Here is a 17,093-nt window from a genome sequence, read left to right on the forward strand (position 1 = left end):
GTGCCGCCTGCTGCCTGGAAAACGACCGAATCAGTGGGACTCAGCCTTTTTTCGGGTAACCCGCTCGCTTCATTTCACGCTCGGACACGCTTTGGGCCTGAGTCAGCGCCGCATCGACCGTGGAGGTGCCGACCAGCGCGGCCGAGAACTGTTGGCCGACGGAAGTACCGATGGACTGGAACTCGGGGATGGTCACCAGCTGGATGCCGACGTAAGGCACCGGCTTCAAGGTCGGCGCTTTCGGCGTCACCGCCTTGAGCGATTCCAGAGTGATGTCGGCGAACGGCGCGGCCTTCTTGTAGGCGTCGGTGTAGGTCGACGCGCGGGTGCCTGGCGGTACGTTGGACACGCCGTCTTTCTCGGCGACCAGCGCTGCGTACTCCTTGGACGTTGCCCACTCGGTGAAGGCACGGGCGTCCTTGTCGTTCTTGGCGCTGGTCGGAATCGCCAGAGCCCACGAATACAGCCACGCCGAGCCTTTGTCGGTGACTTCATGTGGCGCGTAGGTGAAGCCTACGTTGTCAGCCACCTTGCTCTGCGACTTGTCGGTGACGAACGAGCCGGCGACGCTGGCGTCGACCCACATGGCGCACTTGCCGCTGTTGAACAGCGCCAGGTTTTCGTTGAAACCGTTGCTGGAGGCGCCGGGCGGGCCGTCCTTCTTCATCACGTTGGTGTAGAAGGTCAGCGCGTTCTTCCACTCAGGCTGGTCGAATTGCGGTTTCCACTGTTCGTCGAACCAGCGCGCACCGAAGGCGTTGGCCACGGTGGTGATCAGCGCCATGTTCTCGCCCCAGCCGGCCTTGCCGCGCAGGCAGATGCCGTACTGTTCTTTCGATTTGTCGGTGAGCTTGTCGGCGAACTCGGAAATCTGCGTCCAGGTCGGACGTTCCGGCATGGTCAGGCCGGCGGCCTTGAACAGGTCTTTGCGGTAGTAAGTGATCGAGCTTTCGGCATAGAACGGCAGGGCGAACAGCTTGCCATCCACCGACAGGCCGTCACGCACCGACGGGAACACGTCGTCCAGCGCGTAGGACGCCGGCAGGTTGTCCATTTCTTTCAGCCAGCCTTTGGCACCCCACAGCGACGCTTCGTACATGCCGATGGTCAGCACGTCGAACTGGCCGCCTTTGGTGGCGATGTCGGTGGTCAGGCGTTGGCGCAGTACGTTCTCTTCGAGGACGACCCACTTGAGCTTGATGTCGGGATGCTGTTCTTCGAAGGTCTTGGACAGCCGCTGCATGCGGATCATGTCGCTGTTGTTGACGGTGGCGATGGTCACTTCGCCAGCGGTTGCGAGGGTGCTGAGTGCGAGACAGGTGGTTGCAAGGAGAGCTTTTGCAGAGGTCTTCATTTATCACTCCTCTTCTTCGCCGGCTGGCGAAAGAAGCTTGGTTATTGTTGTTATTCCTTCCGTGGCTTGGGTAACCGGCCCCGCAAGAATGTCCGTGGATTACAACGGTCCGCAGGATCGATGACAAATCCTGCGACACACTTGAACTGATACTTTCTTGCACTGAGAGTTCAGGCGAACACGCCGCAAGACTGCGCTCCGGCATGGTGCGGCGCAGTTGCAGCGTAGTCGACGAGGGGATGGCAGGGGTAAATCAGTACAGGTTTTGTTCGGTCAGGCGCTGCACGGCCAGGCGTCGATAGTGGCTGGGGGTCATGCCCTTGAGCTGCTGGAAGCGCCGGTTGAAGTTGGAAATGTTGTTGAAGCCGGACTCGAAGCAGACGTCGGTCACGGGTTTGTCGCCGTCGGCCAGCAACTCGCAGGATTTGCTGATGCGCAGCCGGTTGACGAACTCGACAAAGGTACGGCCGGTCGCCTGCTTGAACACTCGGGAAAAATACGTCGGCTTCATGCCCAGGTAGTCGGCCACCTCCTCCAGGGTCAATTCACGGGCGTAGTGGGTGAAGATGTAATCCACCGCCTTGTTGGTGCGCTCCACCGCATGATCATCCGACAGCTGCGAGGCGGTCGTTCCGGACAGCAGCTGGAAATCGTCACTGCTGGCGAGCAGTTCCAGCAGGATGAAAAAATGCCCCAGGCGGGTCATGCCGTTGGAGTCGGCGATCTTCTGCATCAGCTTCATCGCCTGACGGATCGTGCGCTTGCAGCGGAATTCGATGCCGTACTGCGCGCGCTCCAACAAGGGCGCCAGGGTCTTGAGTTCGGCGAACACCTGATTGCCGCTTTCCAGCAACTCCTCGGTGAAGTTCACCAGCATGTCGCGCTTGGGCACGACCTCGTCTTCCTCGACCTGGCTGATCCAGTTGTGCGGCAGGTTGGGCCCGGTGAGAAACAGGGTTTCCGGATAGAAGTTGCCGATGTAGTCGCCGACGAACACCTTGCCGGAGCTGGCGACGATCAGGTGCAGCTCGTATTCCTTGTGGAAATGCCAGCGCACCAGCGGGCAGGGAAAACCGTGTTCGCGGTAGATGATCGACAGGCCGTTGTGATCGTCCATCAGCTCGTAGGACGGATCGGTGATTCTTGTTGTTTTGCTCATGCTGTTGCCGGAGTTGGGAGAACGCATGGGGCTTAATGTGCACTATTTGTTGCAGCGAATACAGCGCAGGGGTTCAGGCAAACACCACTTCCACCCGCCCGGCACGACGGGAGCGGGGCGCGGCCTTGACCACGATCTGGATGTCTCGATTCAAACCTTCCGATTCTTCGCCTCGATCCACTGCGCCATGTATTGCGTGCTCTTGTGCTGGTGGTGGCGAAGCATGGCGCCGGTGAAGTTGGCGGTGCGGTGGGCCGGCAGGTTTTCGCGGATCTGCCGGATGCGTTCGATCAGCGTTGCGCAGTGCCGGTCGTGGCGAAAGCGCGCCTGCAACACGTCCAGCCCGGCGCGTCGGGCCTGTTCCCAGCGGGTCTGCTCGGTGTACAGGCGCACGGCCTCGTCGGCCAGGGTCTGGGCATCGCAGGCGATGGCGCCGGGGAAGGGCAGCTCGCCGTGCATGGCTTCGGCGCCGATGGGGGTGGTCACGGTAGGGGTGCCGCAGGTCATGGCGTCGATGACCTTGCCCTTGATGCCGGCACCGAAACGTACCGGTGCCAGCGATACGCGAGCGGCTGACATCACCGCCAGTGCGTCTTCGGCGCGGTTCATGATGTGAAACCCCTGGGCTGCATTGTGCAGGGCGCTGGCCTTGGGCGGGGTGTAGGCGCCGTAGACATGCAACTGCGCGGTTGGCAGTTGCTGACGGATCAGTGGCCAGATGGCATTTTTCAGCCAGAGCACGGCGTCCCAGTTCGGCGCATGGCGGAAGTTGCCAATGCTGAGAAAGTGTGCGCGCTGGTCGAAAGCCGGGCTGTGATCCGGCACTTCACGCAGCATCAACGGGCACCAGTGCAGCAATTCGGGCGGCATTCTGAACTGCTGCGTCAGAAAGTCGATTTCGCTGTCCGAGACCACCAGATTGAGGTCACAGCGGTAGTAGGAGGCTAGCTCGCGCTGGGCAAGGTCGGTGACCGCCATGCGCTGGAACAGGCGCTCGTCGGGGCGGGCGAACAGCTCACTGAAGTCAGCATCGGCACCGGCCTGATTGAGCAGGTCCTTGAGCATTTGATGGCGGCTGTGGCGCATGCTCTGCAAGTCGCAGGTTTCCAGCACGCGCAGGGCATCAGGGCAGTGCTTTTCGACGCGCCAGCCAAATTGCTCTTCGATCATGAACTGGTCGAACAGCACCACATCCGGCTGCAGTTCGCTGACAAAGGCATCGAAGCTGCTGCTGTTCAGTTCGATGGGCACTTCGCGGATGCCCATGGCCGTGAGGTCGGCCCGGTGTTCGCCTTCGCCGGCAGCGCTGGCAAAGGTGATCTGCCAGCCCTGCTCAAGAAAACAGTCGATCAATTGCATGACATGGCCGCTGGCGGCCGATGAACCGGGTTCCGGCCAGACGTATCCGATGATCAGCAGGCGAACGGGACTATCCATGGATTGAGGATCAGTGGCCAAGGACGCTTTTTACCTTGTCGCGCAACTGGTCGATGGAGAACGGTTTGCCGATGATCTGCATGCCGGCAGGGGCGTCGATGTTTTCGGCATAGCCGCTGGCGAACAGGATCGGCAACTGCGGGCGCAGTTCTCGGGCACGATTGGCCAGTTGCAGGCCGTCCATGTCGGGCAGGCCCTTGTCGGTCATCAACAGGTCGATGCTGTGCGAGGCGTCCTGCAGAAACGCCAGTGCCTCGCTGCCGTCGGCGGCCTCAAGGACGCTGTATTCGAGTTCTTCGAGAACGTCGACGATCAGCATGCGGACAATGCTGTCGTCTTCAACCACCAGAATCGTGCTGGTCGGGTCGGACATGAAAAATTCCTTGAAATGGCGGGATCACGCGGAAGGATTTCAGCACGCTTCTGGCGCTTGTGCACGACTGTTTCATGCAAAGGGCGCAGGGCGGGAGGCCTCGGTATCCGGGGAGTTTCAGTGATCCGCGAGCGTTCTGCGCGGCCAGTTCGCCATCACGCAGCGAACGGTAATCGTCAGGGTCGGTGATGTCAAATCGGGCCTCTTGCAGCCCGGGCAACGGCCGCGACAGCGCTTATGCCCGCTCTCCATAAACAAAGCGCAGAACGCGAAGCGCACGGAATAATCGGGATGAATGACACGGCAGCCAAGTCGTGATCGATCGCCCCGTTAAATGTTGAAAAGAGAGGTGAATAGCTCATCGGGTGATCTGCTCGCCCCGAATGATTGCGACTAACCTGTATCTGCCCGGATTCAACGGCTCTATACGTGAATACCTGATTGAAAACTTGAATGTTCTGGCGCGTATGCAGCGCCGAACCGATGCAAACGACGGCAGCCCGATGAGGAACGACCATGTCTACTCGACGCGAAGTGCCCGGTATACGCGACTACGATGGCCCCGCTGGCGGCTGGGGCGCCCTGAAAGCAACGGCGACAGCGGTTCGAGAGCAGATGAATGCCCTCAAGGCGCCCATAGCCCTGCTGCGCACCAACCAGCCCGAGGGCTTTGACTGCCCCGGCTGCGCCTGGCCCGACAAGGAACACAAATCGACCTTTCAATTCTGTGAGAACGGCGCCAAGGCCGTGACCTGGGAGGCCACCAAAAAACGCGTGACGCCGGAATTCTTCGCCACTCACCCGGTGTCATCGTTGTTGCGCCGTTCGGATTATGAACTGGAAGACCTCGGCCGGCTGACTCACCCGCTGGTGTATGACCGGGCCAGCGATACCTTCAAGCCGATAGAGTGGGACGACGCGTTCAAGCGGATCGGCGAGGTGCTGCAAACGCTGCAACCCCATGAAGTGGAGTTTTATACCTCCGGTCGGGCGTCCAACGAGGCCGCTTACTTGTATCAACTGCTGGCCCGGGAATATGGCACGAACAACTTTCCGGACTGTTCGAACATGTGCCATGAACCCACCAGTGTCGGATTGCCCCGGTCCATCGGGATCGGCAAAGGCACGGTGTCGCTGGAAGATTTCGACGTCTGCGAGTTGATCCTGTCCATTGGCCATAATCCCGGCACCAATCACCCACGCATGATGGGCACGCTGCATGAAGCGTCGCGGCGCAAGGTTCCGATCATGGTGCTGAACCCGTTGCGCGAGCGCGCTCTGGAGCGCTTTGCCGACCCGCAAAGCATGGTGGAGATGGCGACGTTCGGATCGACACCGATCGCTTCCACGTATCTGATGGTCAAGGCCGGCGGCGACGCAGCGGCCATCAAAGGCGTGATGAAGGCGCTGCTGGAGCTGGAAGACAGTGTCGGCCAGGTCCTCGATCATGAGTTCATCCGTCAGCACACCCAAGGGTTCGACGCGCTGAAGGCGGATTTGCTCGGCACCGCGTGGGCAGATATCGAGCACGCCAGCGGCCTGAGTCAGCTGGAGATGGAGAAAGTGGCGGCCGCCTATGCCAAGTCCAACGCCACCATCGTCACTTACGGCATGGGCGTCACCCAGCACAACGAAGGCACCGCCACGGTGCGTTTGATCTGCGATCTGCTGATGTTGCGCGGCAATCTGGGCAAGCCCGGAGCCGGTATCTGTCCGCTGCGCGGACACTCCAACGTGCAGGGCAACCGCACCGTCGGCATCACGGAAAAACCTTCCGCCAGCTTTCTCGACAAGATCGATGAAGTGTTGGGCTTCAAGCCTCCGGCCGATCACGGCCATGATGCGGTGCAAGCGATGGAGGCGATGATCGCCGGGAAATCCAAGGCACTGCTGTGCCTGGGCGGCAACTTTGCCGTGGCCTTGCCGGATCCGGGGCAGTGTTTCCCGGCCATGGCCAGGCTGGATTTGTCCGTACACATTGGCACCAAACTCAACCGCAGCCATCTGCTGGTGGCGAAGGAAACCTTCGTGCTGCCGTGCCTGGGCCGTACCGAAATCGACATCCAGGCCAGCGGGCAACAGGCCGTGACGGTGGAGGATTCGATGTCGATGGTGCATGCCTCGGCCGGTAACCTCACCCCGGCATCCGACTTGCTGCGCTCGGAGCCGGCCATCGTGGCGGGCATTGCCCAGGCGACCCTGCCCAACAGCAAGGTGGCCTGGCAGGAGCTGGTCGCCGACTACGACAGGATTCGCGACCTGATCGAAAAAACCGTGCCGGGTTTCGACCGTTACAACGAGCGTATCCGCGTGCCCGGTGGTTTCCGCATGCCGCTGGCAGCGACCGAGCGCGTCTGGCTGACGCCGTCGGGCAAGGCCGAGTTCTTCGTATTTCCCGGACTGCATGAAGACAAGGTGGTGGAAGGCGAGGACGTGCTGCGCCTGATCACGCTGCGCAGCCATGACCAGTACAACACCACCATTTATGCGCTGGACGATCGTTACCGTGGCGTGTTCGGTCGGCGAGACGTGCTGTTCATGAGCCATGCGGATCTGCAATCACGCGGGCTGGCCCATGGCGATCTGGTCGATATCGAAACGGCCACGCCGGGGCGCAAGCTGCGTTACGAGAAAATCACGGCGATCGAATTCAAGATTTCCGACGGTTCGGTCGGCGCCTACTACCCGGAGGCCAATCAACTGGTGCCGCTCGATTACATTGACCCGGACAGCGGAACGCCTTCGTACAAGTCAGTGCCGGTGAGGGTGATGCGATCACAATGGTCGGGTAGTTGAAAACCCCGAGACAAAAAAAGGGCCCTTCGGGGCCCTTTCTTCATGTGGCGATCAATCCTGCGCAGCGGCTGCAGCCTGGTTGACCGCGCTGGCACGACGGCCAGCCAGCAGGATCAGGCCGAATATCACCAGCCCCGACAGGGTCATGGCGAAACCTGCCCAGCCGGCGGACAGCAGACCGTGACCGGCCTTGATCGTGGTGCCCGCACCCCATGCGCCGAGGGCGTTGCCCAGGTTGCACGCGGCGAGGGTCATGGCACCGATCAGCGAAGGGGCCTGCGGGGCAAGGCGGGTCAGGCGAACCTGCATGGTCGGGATCGACGCCATCAGGCCGGCGCCGAGGATGAACAGTGCCGGCAGCAGGATCCATGGGTTCTGGCCGAACAGGGCAATCACCACCAGCACCACCAGCGCCAGGCCGAAGCCCAACACGATACCGCGGGCCGGAAAACGGTCGGCCAGTTGACCACCCACCACATTCCCTGCGGTCATGCCGATACCGAAGACGGCGAGGGCGACCGGGATCATGCCTTGGGCCAGGTGCGCCGCATCGGTCACGATCGGCCCGACAAAGGTGTAGACCGCGAACAGGCTGGCGATCCCGGTGGTCGCCACCGCCATCATCGCCCACAGCTGGCCCTTGCGCAGGGCAGACAGCTCTTGAATCACCGGTGCGCCGTCCAGTGCCGAAGAACGCGGCAGCCATTGGCGGATGGCGAGCAGCGCCAGGGCTGAAAGAGCCGCGACCGCCAGGTAGGTTTCACGCCAGCCCAGGTGTTGCCCGATAAAGGTTGCCATGGGCGAGCCGATGATCGTCGCCACGGTGAGCCCGGTCATGACGATGGCGAACGCTCGGCCGGATTGGCCCGGGCCCATGATCCACGAGGCCACCATCGCCCCGGCACCGAAGTAGGCGCCTTGCGGCAGGCCGCTGATGAAGCGGGCGACCACCAGAAAATCAAGGCTGCTCGCAATGGCCGACAGCACGTTGCCGACGACGAACAGGGCCATCAGCAACAACAGCAGGGTTCTGCGGTTGAGCCGTGCGGCTGCCAGGGTGACAGCGGGTGCGCCGATGACCACGCCGAGGGCGTAGGCGGTGACCGCGTTGGTGGCGTGGGGAATGTCGATACCCAGGCTGGCAGAGAACAATTGAATCACGCCCATGCTGGCGAATTCGGAGGTGCCGATACAGAAACTGCCCAGTGCCAGGGCAAACAGCGCCAGGGAACGGGCCAGGTTGCTCGACAGGGCAACGGTGGTTTTTTGGTTTGCATCGACGCTGGCGGGACGAGAAGCGCGCGCAGCATTACGGTCCAGCAATACTGGGGATGTCATGAGAGTTTCCTCGATATAAGTGGACGTCTTGGGCGAACTGCAGGGTCGCGTCAGAAAAAGCCAAGGTTTACAGGCGTTCCGCCGGGGCTTTACGGCCCGTCTGGATGGGCGCAACTTTGCCGGAGCGCTGCCGAGGGGAGAAATTCATTTCCGTAATGTTGCAGATTGGCAATGTTGGTAAGAGCGTGGGTTAGTTGTCTCTTACAACACTTCACCAGCCTTTACTTTCCAGCTGGAAGTTCCAGGCAGATGCTGCAAGGGTGTATTCAGACCGGCCGACCAGAGAGGGGTGTGTACCGTGAGTCAACAGACGAAGATCATGGCGGTATTGACGGCAAGACCGGACAAGGCCCAGGCACTGGAAGCTCTGTTGCGGGGCATGGTTGCGCCCAGCCGCAATGAACCGGGCAACCTGCGTTGGGACATCTGGCGAGATCCGGGTACACCCGGACGCTTTGTGCTGGATGAGTTGTACATCGACGAAGCCGCGGTCGCCGCGCATCGGCAGACACCGCACTTCCAGCATTACGTGTCACTGGTGGAGACCCTGGCGGAGCGCCAGGCCCATGTGGTTGTGCCGGTGGAGGTCGAGCCGGAATCCTGATAGCTGGAGTGCTTGCGGTGTGTCAGTGGGCACCCGCAGAGCCTGAACCGCCGCCATCGCGAGCAGAGCTCCCTCCCACCGGATTGACGGTGTGCTACAGATCTCGGCCAGAATCAACCACTGTAGGAGTGAGCTTGCTCGCGATAGCGGAGTGTCAGCCAGCACATCATTGCCTGAACCACCGCAATCGCGAGCAAGCTCACTCCTACAATTTCGTGGCGTGTGATGCATTTCGGCCAGAACATTTCACCGTAGGAGCGCGCTTGCCCGCGATGGTGGTGTGTCAGCCAGCACATCATTGCCTGAACCGCCGCATTCGCGAGCAGAGCTCCCTCCCACGGGTTTTGGGTGTGCCAGAGATCTCAGCCAGAATCAACCACTGTAGGAGTGAGCTTGCTCGCGATAGCGGAGTGTCAGTCAGCACATCAGTGCCTGAGCCACCGCCATCGCGAGCAGAGCGCCTTCCCACGGTTTTGTCGTGTGCTACTGCTTTTTGAACGCATCGATAATCGCCTGGCCCACCAGTCCGCCCGACGCCGGGTTCTGTCCGGTGATCAAGCGGCCATCGACGACCAGGTTGGGCTGCCAGTCCGCCACCGACGAGTAGATCGCACCCTGTTCGCGCAACGCATCTTCAAGCTCGTAGGGCACGTCCTCGCGGGCGTAGTTGTACTCTTCGCTTTTTGAAAACGAGGTCAGTTTGCGCCCCTTGATCAACGAACTGCCGTCCGCCAGCTTCACATCGAGGAACGCAACAGGCCCGTGACAGACCGCCGAGACCACTTTGCCAGCGTCCCAGGCCCGGGACACCGCCTGGATGATCTGCGGATTCTTGCCAATATCCACCATCGGCCCGAGCCCGCCGGGAATGAAAATGGCGTCGTAGTTGAGCACGTCGACTTCCGAGAGCTTGCGGCTGTGGCCCAGGCGCTGGTAGGCCATGGTCTTGAGAAAATCGGTCTGCACGTGGTCCGACTCGTCAAAGCCGTCCTCTGGCGGCCTGCCGCCTTCAAGCGAGGCGAATTCGACCGCCACGCCAGCCTTGTCCAACACTTCGAAGGGGTGGGCGATTTCCGGGAAGAAGAAACCGGTCTTGCGCTTTTTGGGGCCGATGACGCCGGCGTTGGTCACAATGAACAGTACGTATTTGGTGCTCATCTCCGATCTCCTTTCATGGAAAAAACGAAATCTGCGAGTGTCTCGCCAGCGGGAGCGTCATCGCCGTCAGGGGGTGGCGCCGGGTGGGATAAGGAACGCAGACCACGCTAACACCGGGGTTTTTCGCTGGCACGTAAAAAGCCGTGAAACGTGGTGTCCAATATAGCCGTCCGTCCCGGGCCTGTCGGGGCAAGGGCTGAACCCCTGCCAGCGGAGTGTTTTTTATGTTCAACGGCGGCATACCGCTGCGGTTCTGATAACAAGTCGGTCTCAACAAACCTCAACCGTTGCGCCAGCCGCGAATATTCTTGCTGGGGTAGGTGTCAGGGCGTCCGTCTCTGCTGAATTCCTCGACGATCACAGGTAAAGGAGGGAAAGCGATGAGCGACGCCTTCGAGTTCGGCGCGTACTGCCTGCACCCCAGAGCCCGGATACTGCAGAAAGACAATGTCGCGGTGCCCCTCGGCAGTCGGGCGTTCGACATCCTGGTGGCGCTGGTGCGCTCCGACGGCAATGTCCTGACCCATCGCGAGCTGATGGCCACCGCGTGGCCGGGGATGATCATCGAAACCTCCAATGTCCGGGTGCAGATCGGCCATCTGCGCCGCGCCCTCGGCTGCGGCAAGGACGGCGTGCGCTATATCGCCAGCATCGCCGGGCGGGGCTATTACTTCGCAGCGGCGGTCAGGCCGCTGGAATGCCCGGAAGCGGATCTGCCGCCGGTCGAGGCGCCAGCGCTCATCGTGTCCCCCGGGGTGCCGGACAGTCGGCCAGCGCCCGGCTCATGGCTGGATCTGCCGGAATTGCCCCGCCAACTGCTCTGTCAGCTCGCCGTGTTCGCCGGGCCCTTTTCGCTGGACGATGTGATCGCGGTGCTGAGCGACGACGATGACCGCGCCGGGGTGCTCAGTGAAGCCTTCGCCGGGCTGGTCGACCAGGCGCTGGTGGTGCCTCACGCGCAGCAAGGGCGGCTGCTGTTCACGTTGTCCGCGCCGGCCAAAACCTGGGTTGCCGCTCACCCGGCTTCGGCAGACACCCATGACGGCCTCAGACGCCGACATGCGCTGTGGTACCTCGAACAGGCCCGGCGCTATGCCAATGAGCACGCGCTCACCGACAACGATGCCTCGCCCGCCGATCTGCCCGACGTCGATAATGTGCTGGCGGCCATGAATGGCTACCTGTCGAGCCACGCCGATTCGGTACTGAGCGCCAGCATTGGCTACAGCGTGGCACGGCTGCTGCTCGTTGCGGGGCGCCTGCGCGAGTGCAGGCGCTGTTGTCAGCGCTGTCTGGCCGGGCTGGGTAAACGCCTGCACGGCACGGCGGTCGAGATCGAGCTGCTGGAATTGCTGGCGGTGGTCGGCTTCGCCCAGAGCGATTACGGCGCCGAGGTCACGGACGCCATGCAGCAGGGGCTGGAGTTATCCCGCAGCACGGGAGATCTGCCGGGCATGTTCAATTTCATGGCCGGTCTGCATCTGGCGCTGATGATCAACGGTGAGTTCCAGCGCGCAGCGGAGCTGAGCGAGCGCTATGCGGCGGAGTGTTCGCTGCACGGCGGCGAGGCGGAAAGAGTCATCTCGTACTGGCTGACGGGCAGTGCCGATCATTATCTGGGTAACCAGCTGCTGGCCCAGAGCCGGTTCGGCGACAGCGCGGAGCTGGCGAAAAACAGCAAGCTGCGGTCGCTGCGCTATTTCGAACTGCGCCAGCGCAATTTTGCCTGTGCGACCAGCGCCCGGGTGGCGTTGCTGCGGGGCATGCCGGTGCAGGCGTTACGCTCGGCGTTCAATGCACTGGGGGAGGCGCGCAGGCGGCCGGACGCTTTTTACCTGTGTCTGGCGCTGTGTTTCGAGGTGCTCATGCACAACGGCCGGGACGAACAGGCGGGCCGATTGCTGCAGGAGTTCGACCTGCAACCCGCCGAGTATCAGGCCGGCTTCGATCCCGCGGTGACGCTGGCCTTGCAGTGTCGCCTGCTGTCGGCGAGTGGCGCCTCGGAAACCGGTGCGCACCGGTTGTGGGGAGGCCTGGAGCAGTGTGGCGGGTACGCGTTGAAAATCCTCGAAACCGAGGCGTGGCAGACACTCTGCGAGTCGTTGCGCCATTGCGGGCACGGCTTTGAAGCGCTGGTGGCGATCAATCAGGCCATTGACCTGGCGAAGAAGTCCGGTGGCGTCTGCAATCTGGCCGATCTGCTGCGCAACAAGGCTGAGGTGTTGCTGGACATGCCGGGTCTGGAGCATGGGGTGATCGACGATGTGTTGAGCCGGGCCATGCAGTGCGCCCGACAACAGTCGGCGCTGTTCTGGGAGTTGCGGGTGGCCCTTGTCGCCGCCGGCGCCGCCCGGTCCACGCGCCGCAGCACCGCCGCCAAAGACGGCTTGCGCGGTGTCTACTATCGGTTTACCGAGGGCTTCGAGCTGCGCGATCTGAAGCTGACGCGGCGAGCGATTGAAAACGTCTGATCGCCTCTAGCAGGTTCAGAGCCGGTTCAGCGGGTGAGCGCGCAGGACCGACAACGGCGTCAGCCGGCTCTCGTCGTCCTGATCGAGGTCTTCACCCGCGTAGTCCGCCTGCCCGGAGGGATCACGCAAGGCGCGGATCAGCGCCTTGGCAGCCTGCAGGTCAGTGTTGTCGAAGCCTTCCTCAAACAGCGCATAGGTCGACGTCAGCAGGGATTCGGCCTGGGAGCAAGCGCCGCGTTTCTGCCAGAACCGGGCGAGGCTGATCGCGGTGCGCAGTTGCCAGGCGAGCAGGCGTTGCCGACGAGACCATTCCAGTGATTTCAGGTAGCAATCTTCAGCCGCCGCCAGCGAGGCGGTCGCGCCTTCCATCACCAGCAGATCGCCCTTGATACGCAGCAATTCGGCGATGCACCAGTGTTCTTCATGCTGCGAACACCACTTGATCGCGCGCTGGATGGTGTCACGGGCGCGCGAGCGGTCGCCCAGCGCCCCGTAGCCCGAAGCCAGCACGCCGAGGAAGTAGGGGTAGCGCATGCCGAAGCGCGAATGGCACAGCTCATCGATGGCCTGCTGCAAGTGCGTCACACCCGCGCAGTTGCCCTGCAGGATCAGCAGGGTGCCTTCCAGGCAGCGCGCCAGATCGTTCCACAGCACCAGACCGTACCGGAGCTGGTGCTCGAACAGCAGCGTGAGGCCGCGGCGAGCTTCGTCCAGGTTGCCGACGTACAGCGACACCGGGCAATGCGCGAGCACCAGCGCGTTGCAGATCGACAGCGCATGATCGGTGCTCAAGGCGTCGTTCAGCGCGCTGCGTGCGGTCTGCACCGCTTGATCGGGCTGGCCTTGCAGCCACTGGATATTGCTCAGCAGCACGCGCGCAGCGACGTGCTGGTCGAGCTGAAAGCGCGCCATGCGCGAGCGCTGCGGCGGCGGCACGTAGTCGCTGATCAGGTTGTCCAGGTGTTGTCTGGCCAGATCCTGCTCACCCAGATAGTGCAGGGCGGTCGCCACCAGACGGTCGCAGTCCATCTGCGCCGCCGTGTCCTTGCGCCGGACGGCGATGGTTTCAAAGCGCTCCAGCAGTTGCAGGCCTTCCTGATAATTGCCGATGTACACGCGATAAGCGGCCAGCCCCCACAGCGCGCGCAACTGGTATTCGCTGTCGCTCAGACGCTGCGCCACTTGCAGGGTCTGGGTCCAGGCCGCATCGATCTCCGGCGCCAGCCCCTGGGTGTACATCAGCGTTGCCCCGCGCGCGGCGTGCAGCTTCATCAACTCCCTGTCGGCCAGCGGATAACCTCGGCCCTGGCTTGCGAGCGCGCGGGATACGCTCTCGTTCAGTTCGCCGAGCATCGACTGATGCATCCACAGCGGAATGACCGCCACGGTCAGCGCGATGCCGATGGCAACATCGCCCTCCGCGGAAAACGCCCAGTTGAGCACGTCGCGCACATCGCCCAGGCGCAGGCGGTATTTGTCGGTCCACTCGCTGGTGTTCCTCGCCGACCATTCGGCCTCCGCGCGAATGAACAGATCACGGCAGTACTCGGCGTGCTTGCGTTGCCACAGGCTGAACTCGCCGCTCTCTTCGAGTTTCTGCAAGGCATAGGAGCGGGTGGTGTCCAGCAGCCGGTATTGAAGCTCGATGCCTTTGCTCTCGACGGTCAACAGTGACTTGGCGACCAGGCCGTCAATGCTTTCGATGGCGCTCACGGCATCCAGCCCGGTCAATGCATGGGCCGCCTCGAAACTGAAGCCACCGGTGAACAGGGCGATGCGGCGCAGGGCGATTCGCTCGTTGCCGGTCAGCGTCTCGTGGCTCCATTCCAGCGCGGCCGCCAGCGAGCGATGGCGGGGCAGGATCGAGCGGCGTTCCTGATGCAGCAGACGAAAACGGTTATCCAGCATCGACAGCAAAACCGGCAGACTGAACGTCCCGACCCGGCTGGCCGTCAGTTCGATCGCCAGCGCGATGCCGTCGAGCTTGCGGCAGATGTCCACGATCAGCGCGGCGTTCTCGTCGGTCAGCTCGAAGCTTTCCAGGCTGGCGCGGGCGCGTTTGACGAACAGCTGCACCGAGGAATAGGCCTGGGTACTGGCTGCCGACAGCTCGCTGCCCGGTGGCGGGGTCAGCAGGGCGGGCAGGTGTTCGACCCGCTCGCCACGGAAACGCAACGGCTCACGGCTGGTCGCCAGCAAGACAACGTCCGGAGCGCCTGCGAGCAAATGCTCGGCCAGCGCAGCGGCGGCGTCGATCAGGTGTTCGCAGCTGTCGAGGATGATCAGCAGATGTTTGTCTTGCAGGAACTTGATCAGCACCGGCAGTGGATCGGCCGAGTGAAAGGTCAGATCCAGCGCCGTCGCCAGCGTGCCGGCCAGGGCGTGGGGATCGCGCAGGGCGCCGATGTCCAGTAGCCAGACGCCATGTTCGTATTCGCCGAGCGACGCTCTGGCAATGGTCAGCGCCACCGTGGTCTTGCCGATACCGCCCGGGCCGACCAGGGTCACCAGCCGGTCATGGCGCAGGTGTTCCTGCAACAGCCGCACGGTTTGCGCGCGCCCGACAGGCTCGGCGCCGAGAGGCGGCAGGTTGTGCAGCGGGGAGGGCGTGGTGAGGTGCTCGGTGTCGAGTCTGTGGCTGTGCCGAGGGGCGACCGGCGCGACGAAGCGATAGCCGATCTGCGCGACGCCCGTCACGTAATGGTCATCGCCATAACCGTCACCCAGCGCCTCGCGCAGTGCGGCGATCTGAGTGTTGAGCCGGTCGTCGTCCGGCGCGCTGTCCGGCCAGGCCCGTGCGCTGAGTTCGGCATTGCTGATCAGTTCACCCGGCCTTTCGACCAGTGCGTTTAATACGCTCAGGGCACGACTGCCCAGACGCACGGGGGTGGAGGCTTTGAGTAACAGCTTGCGTGCAGGTATGAAATGAAAGGGGCCGAAGGTGTATGTCAGCTCCGTGGCGTTGTCGGCTTCATCGATCACAAAACGCTCCTGAATGAACGGCAGAATGACGATCTCGCCCGGAGCCGTGGCTATTCTTTCGGCGTTGTGACATGCGTGTCAGCGCAAAAAACCTCCCTGGCAGGTTGTACGCCTGTGGCCCTCGAAGCGGCGCAAACAGTGGCGCGGAGAGTGTAGCTCAATGTTTCTTGCGGTGGGGCCGGGCTGCTGATACAGCCTTGTTTCGCCTGGCGGCACGTTACGCGAACCCTTGTAGGAGCTGGCTTGCCCTGCGACCGGCGACGCAGTCGTCGTAAACCTGCGCACTCGGTGTGTCTGGTCTTGCGCTGTAGCTGCTAACGCAGCTTGGTTTCGCCTGACGGCGAGTTACTTGGAAAAGCCCCAAGTAACCAAGGGCTCTTTACCCCGCCATACGGTGCCTCGCTTCGGCTCGGCATACCCGCACTCCGGCAATGCTCCGTGGGCCCGCCGCGAATGGGCCATCCATGGCCCACGCGGCTCTCGCGACATCCTGTCGCTCGGCCCACTGCGCATCGCCTGCGTGCGGCCTTCTGGAACGGGGCCCCAAGATCAAAAGCTGAAAAGCACAAGCCGAGCGTGCGCATTCCCTGTGGGAGCGGGCTCGCCCGCGAAGGTGTCCTCAAGATCGCCACCGCCGGCAAGCCGGACTGCTACGGATGTGTGGACGCCAAACAAGGTTGGGGTCACTACAGATCATTGTGGGAGGGAGCTCTGCTCGCGATGGCGGTCGGTCAGGTGACACAGCATCGTCTGGATTGACGACTTCGCGAGCAGGGCTCCCTCCCACGGATTATCGTGTTTGCGGGATTTTGGCATGGCTACACAATCCGCGGAGCCAGCACGGACCCCTGTGGGAGGGATCCGAGGTTACGAGGGTCGCGAAAGCGATTTGCCTGACACACCGCTATCGCCAGCAAGCCGGCTCCCACGGCTTGCGGCCAAAATCAAATGGCACACGCCACCCCGCAGCAGTCCGACTTACCGGCGTCAGGGATCTTGAGAACGACAACGCAGGCAAACTGGCTGACACCAGCGTACCCCGAACCGGCGGAGATCCACTGTGGGAGCGAATTCATTCGCGATGTCCGTCCAGCCGGCACGAAACCATCGTCAGGAACATCGCATCGCGAATAAATTCGCTCCCACAGGTTTCGAGAGTGTCCGGCAGATTTCGGCACGTCGCCAAACCCGTAGCAGTCCGGCTTGCCGGCGGTGGCGATCTCAAGGCCGCCTTCGCGGGCGAGCCCGCTCCCACAGGGAGTGTGTGTTTCGCCGGCTTTTGATCTGGCTTTTGATTTGGCTTTTGATTTTTGGGGCCCCGTCCCAGAAGGCCGAACGCAGGCGGTGCGGAGTGGGTCGAGCGGCATGGATGCCGCGAGAGCCGCGTGGGCCATGGATGGCCCATTCGCGGCGGGCCCACG

At 62.5% G+C, this 17,093-nt stretch carries 10 protein-coding genes and 1 pseudogene; 3 read left to right on the top strand and 8 right to left on the bottom strand.

Annotated elements, in window-relative coordinates:
• Positions 1–40: 40 nt before the first annotated feature.
• From ACIPL0_RS15860 to ACIPL0_RS15880, 5 genes and pseudogenes are all read right to left on the bottom strand, one after another.
• Positions 41–1,354 carry an ABC transporter substrate-binding protein gene (locus ACIPL0_RS15860; RefSeq protein WP_400602569.1) on the bottom strand — a complete coding sequence of 438 codons (1,314 nt, stop codon included), beginning with the start codon at positions 1,352–1,354 and terminating at the stop codon, positions 41–43.
• A gap of 253 nt (positions 1,355–1,607) precedes the next feature.
• The gene (locus ACIPL0_RS15865) at positions 1,608–2,513 is read right to left on the bottom strand and encodes an AraC family transcriptional regulator (protein WP_400602571.1); all 906 of its coding nucleotides are present in this window, start codon (positions 2,511–2,513) and stop codon (positions 1,608–1,610) included.
• A gap of 73 nt (positions 2,514–2,586) precedes the next feature.
• Positions 2,587–2,667, bottom strand: a pseudogene (locus tag ACIPL0_RS15870) (transcriptional regulator); the annotation flags it as partial.
• On the bottom strand, positions 2,664–3,950 hold the full coding sequence (locus ACIPL0_RS15875; RefSeq protein ID WP_400602572.1) for a glycosyltransferase: 1,287 nt from the start codon (positions 3,948–3,950) through the stop codon (positions 2,664–2,666). The gene ACIPL0_RS15875 and the pseudogene ACIPL0_RS15870, both read right to left, overlap by 4 nt.
• Before the next feature lie 10 nt (positions 3,951–3,960).
• Positions 3,961–4,323 carry a response regulator gene (locus ACIPL0_RS15880; protein WP_400602574.1) on the bottom strand — a complete coding sequence of 121 codons (363 nt, stop codon included), beginning with the start codon at positions 4,321–4,323 and terminating at the stop codon, positions 3,961–3,963.
• A 516-nt stretch (positions 4,324–4,839) separates the two neighbouring features.
• Here ACIPL0_RS15880 and ACIPL0_RS15885 point away from each other — a divergent pair.
• The gene (locus tag ACIPL0_RS15885; RefSeq protein WP_400602576.1) at positions 4,840–7,119 is read left to right on the top strand and encodes an FdhF/YdeP family oxidoreductase; all 2,280 of its coding nucleotides are present in this window, start codon (positions 4,840–4,842) and stop codon (positions 7,117–7,119) included.
• Between the two features lie 51 nt (positions 7,120–7,170).
• Here the strand turns inward: ACIPL0_RS15885 and ACIPL0_RS15890 are convergent, their stop codons facing one another.
• Entirely contained in the window at positions 7,171–8,457 is a 1,287-nt protein-coding gene (locus tag ACIPL0_RS15890; protein WP_400602578.1) for an MFS transporter, read from the bottom strand.
• Positions 8,458–8,755: 298 nt separating this feature from the next.
• Here ACIPL0_RS15890 and ACIPL0_RS15895 point away from each other — a divergent pair, with 298 nt between their 5' ends.
• A complete protein-coding gene (locus ACIPL0_RS15895) occupies positions 8,756–9,061 on the top strand; it encodes a putative quinol monooxygenase (protein ID WP_400602580.1) in 306 nt (101 codons plus the stop codon).
• A gap of 483 nt (positions 9,062–9,544) precedes the next feature.
• On the opposite strand, the gene ACIPL0_RS15900 is transcribed toward ACIPL0_RS15895, so the two are convergent.
• A complete protein-coding gene (locus ACIPL0_RS15900; RefSeq protein WP_400602582.1) occupies positions 9,545–10,219 on the bottom strand; it encodes a type 1 glutamine amidotransferase domain-containing protein in 675 nt (224 codons plus the stop codon).
• A 380-nt stretch (positions 10,220–10,599) separates the two neighbouring features.
• Between ACIPL0_RS15900 and ACIPL0_RS15905 the strand changes: the two genes are divergently transcribed.
• Positions 10,600–12,690 carry a winged helix-turn-helix domain-containing protein gene (locus tag ACIPL0_RS15905; protein WP_400602584.1) on the top strand — a complete coding sequence of 697 codons (2,091 nt, stop codon included), beginning with the start codon at positions 10,600–10,602 and terminating at the stop codon, positions 12,688–12,690.
• Positions 12,691–12,705: 15 nt separating this feature from the next.
• Here ACIPL0_RS15905 and ACIPL0_RS15910 read toward each other — a convergent pair whose 3' ends face one another.
• Complete coding sequence (locus tag ACIPL0_RS15910; protein ID WP_400731551.1) at positions 12,706–15,672, bottom strand: ATP-binding protein; 2,967 nt, start codon at positions 15,670–15,672, stop codon at positions 12,706–12,708.
• Positions 15,673–17,093 lie beyond the last annotated feature (1,421 nt).

It is taken from the genome of Pseudomonas sp. NPDC090208, assembly GCF_044746785.1.
Lineage (GTDB): Bacteria > Pseudomonadota > Gammaproteobacteria > Pseudomonadales > Pseudomonadaceae > Aquipseudomonas.

Bases quoted from the DNA above. Each gene is read 5' to 3' on its own strand.
- ACIPL0_RS15860 (WP_400602569.1), bottom strand. From the start codon at position 1,354: ATGAAGACCTCTGCAAAAGCTCTCCTTGCAACCACCTGTCTCGCACTC.
- ACIPL0_RS15900 (WP_400602582.1), bottom strand. From the start codon at position 10,219: ATGAGCACCAAATACGTACTGTTCATTGTGACCAACGCCGGCGTCATC.
- ACIPL0_RS15880 (WP_400602574.1), bottom strand. From the start codon at position 4,323: ATGTCCGACCCGACCAGCACGATTCTGGTGGTTGAAGACGACAGCATT.
- ACIPL0_RS15890 (WP_400602578.1), bottom strand. From the start codon at position 8,457: ATGACATCCCCAGTATTGCTGGACCGTAATGCTGCGCGCGCTTCTCGT.
- ACIPL0_RS15865 (WP_400602571.1), bottom strand. From the start codon at position 2,513: ATGAGCAAAACAACAAGAATCACCGATCCGTCCTACGAGCTGATGGAC.
- ACIPL0_RS15875 (WP_400602572.1), bottom strand. From the start codon at position 3,950: ATGGATAGTCCCGTTCGCCTGCTGATCATCGGATACGTCTGGCCGGAA.
- ACIPL0_RS15905 (WP_400602584.1), top strand. From the start codon at position 10,600: ATGAGCGACGCCTTCGAGTTCGGCGCGTACTGCCTGCACCCCAGAGCC.
- ACIPL0_RS15885 (WP_400602576.1), top strand. From the start codon at position 4,840: ATGTCTACTCGACGCGAAGTGCCCGGTATACGCGACTACGATGGCCCC.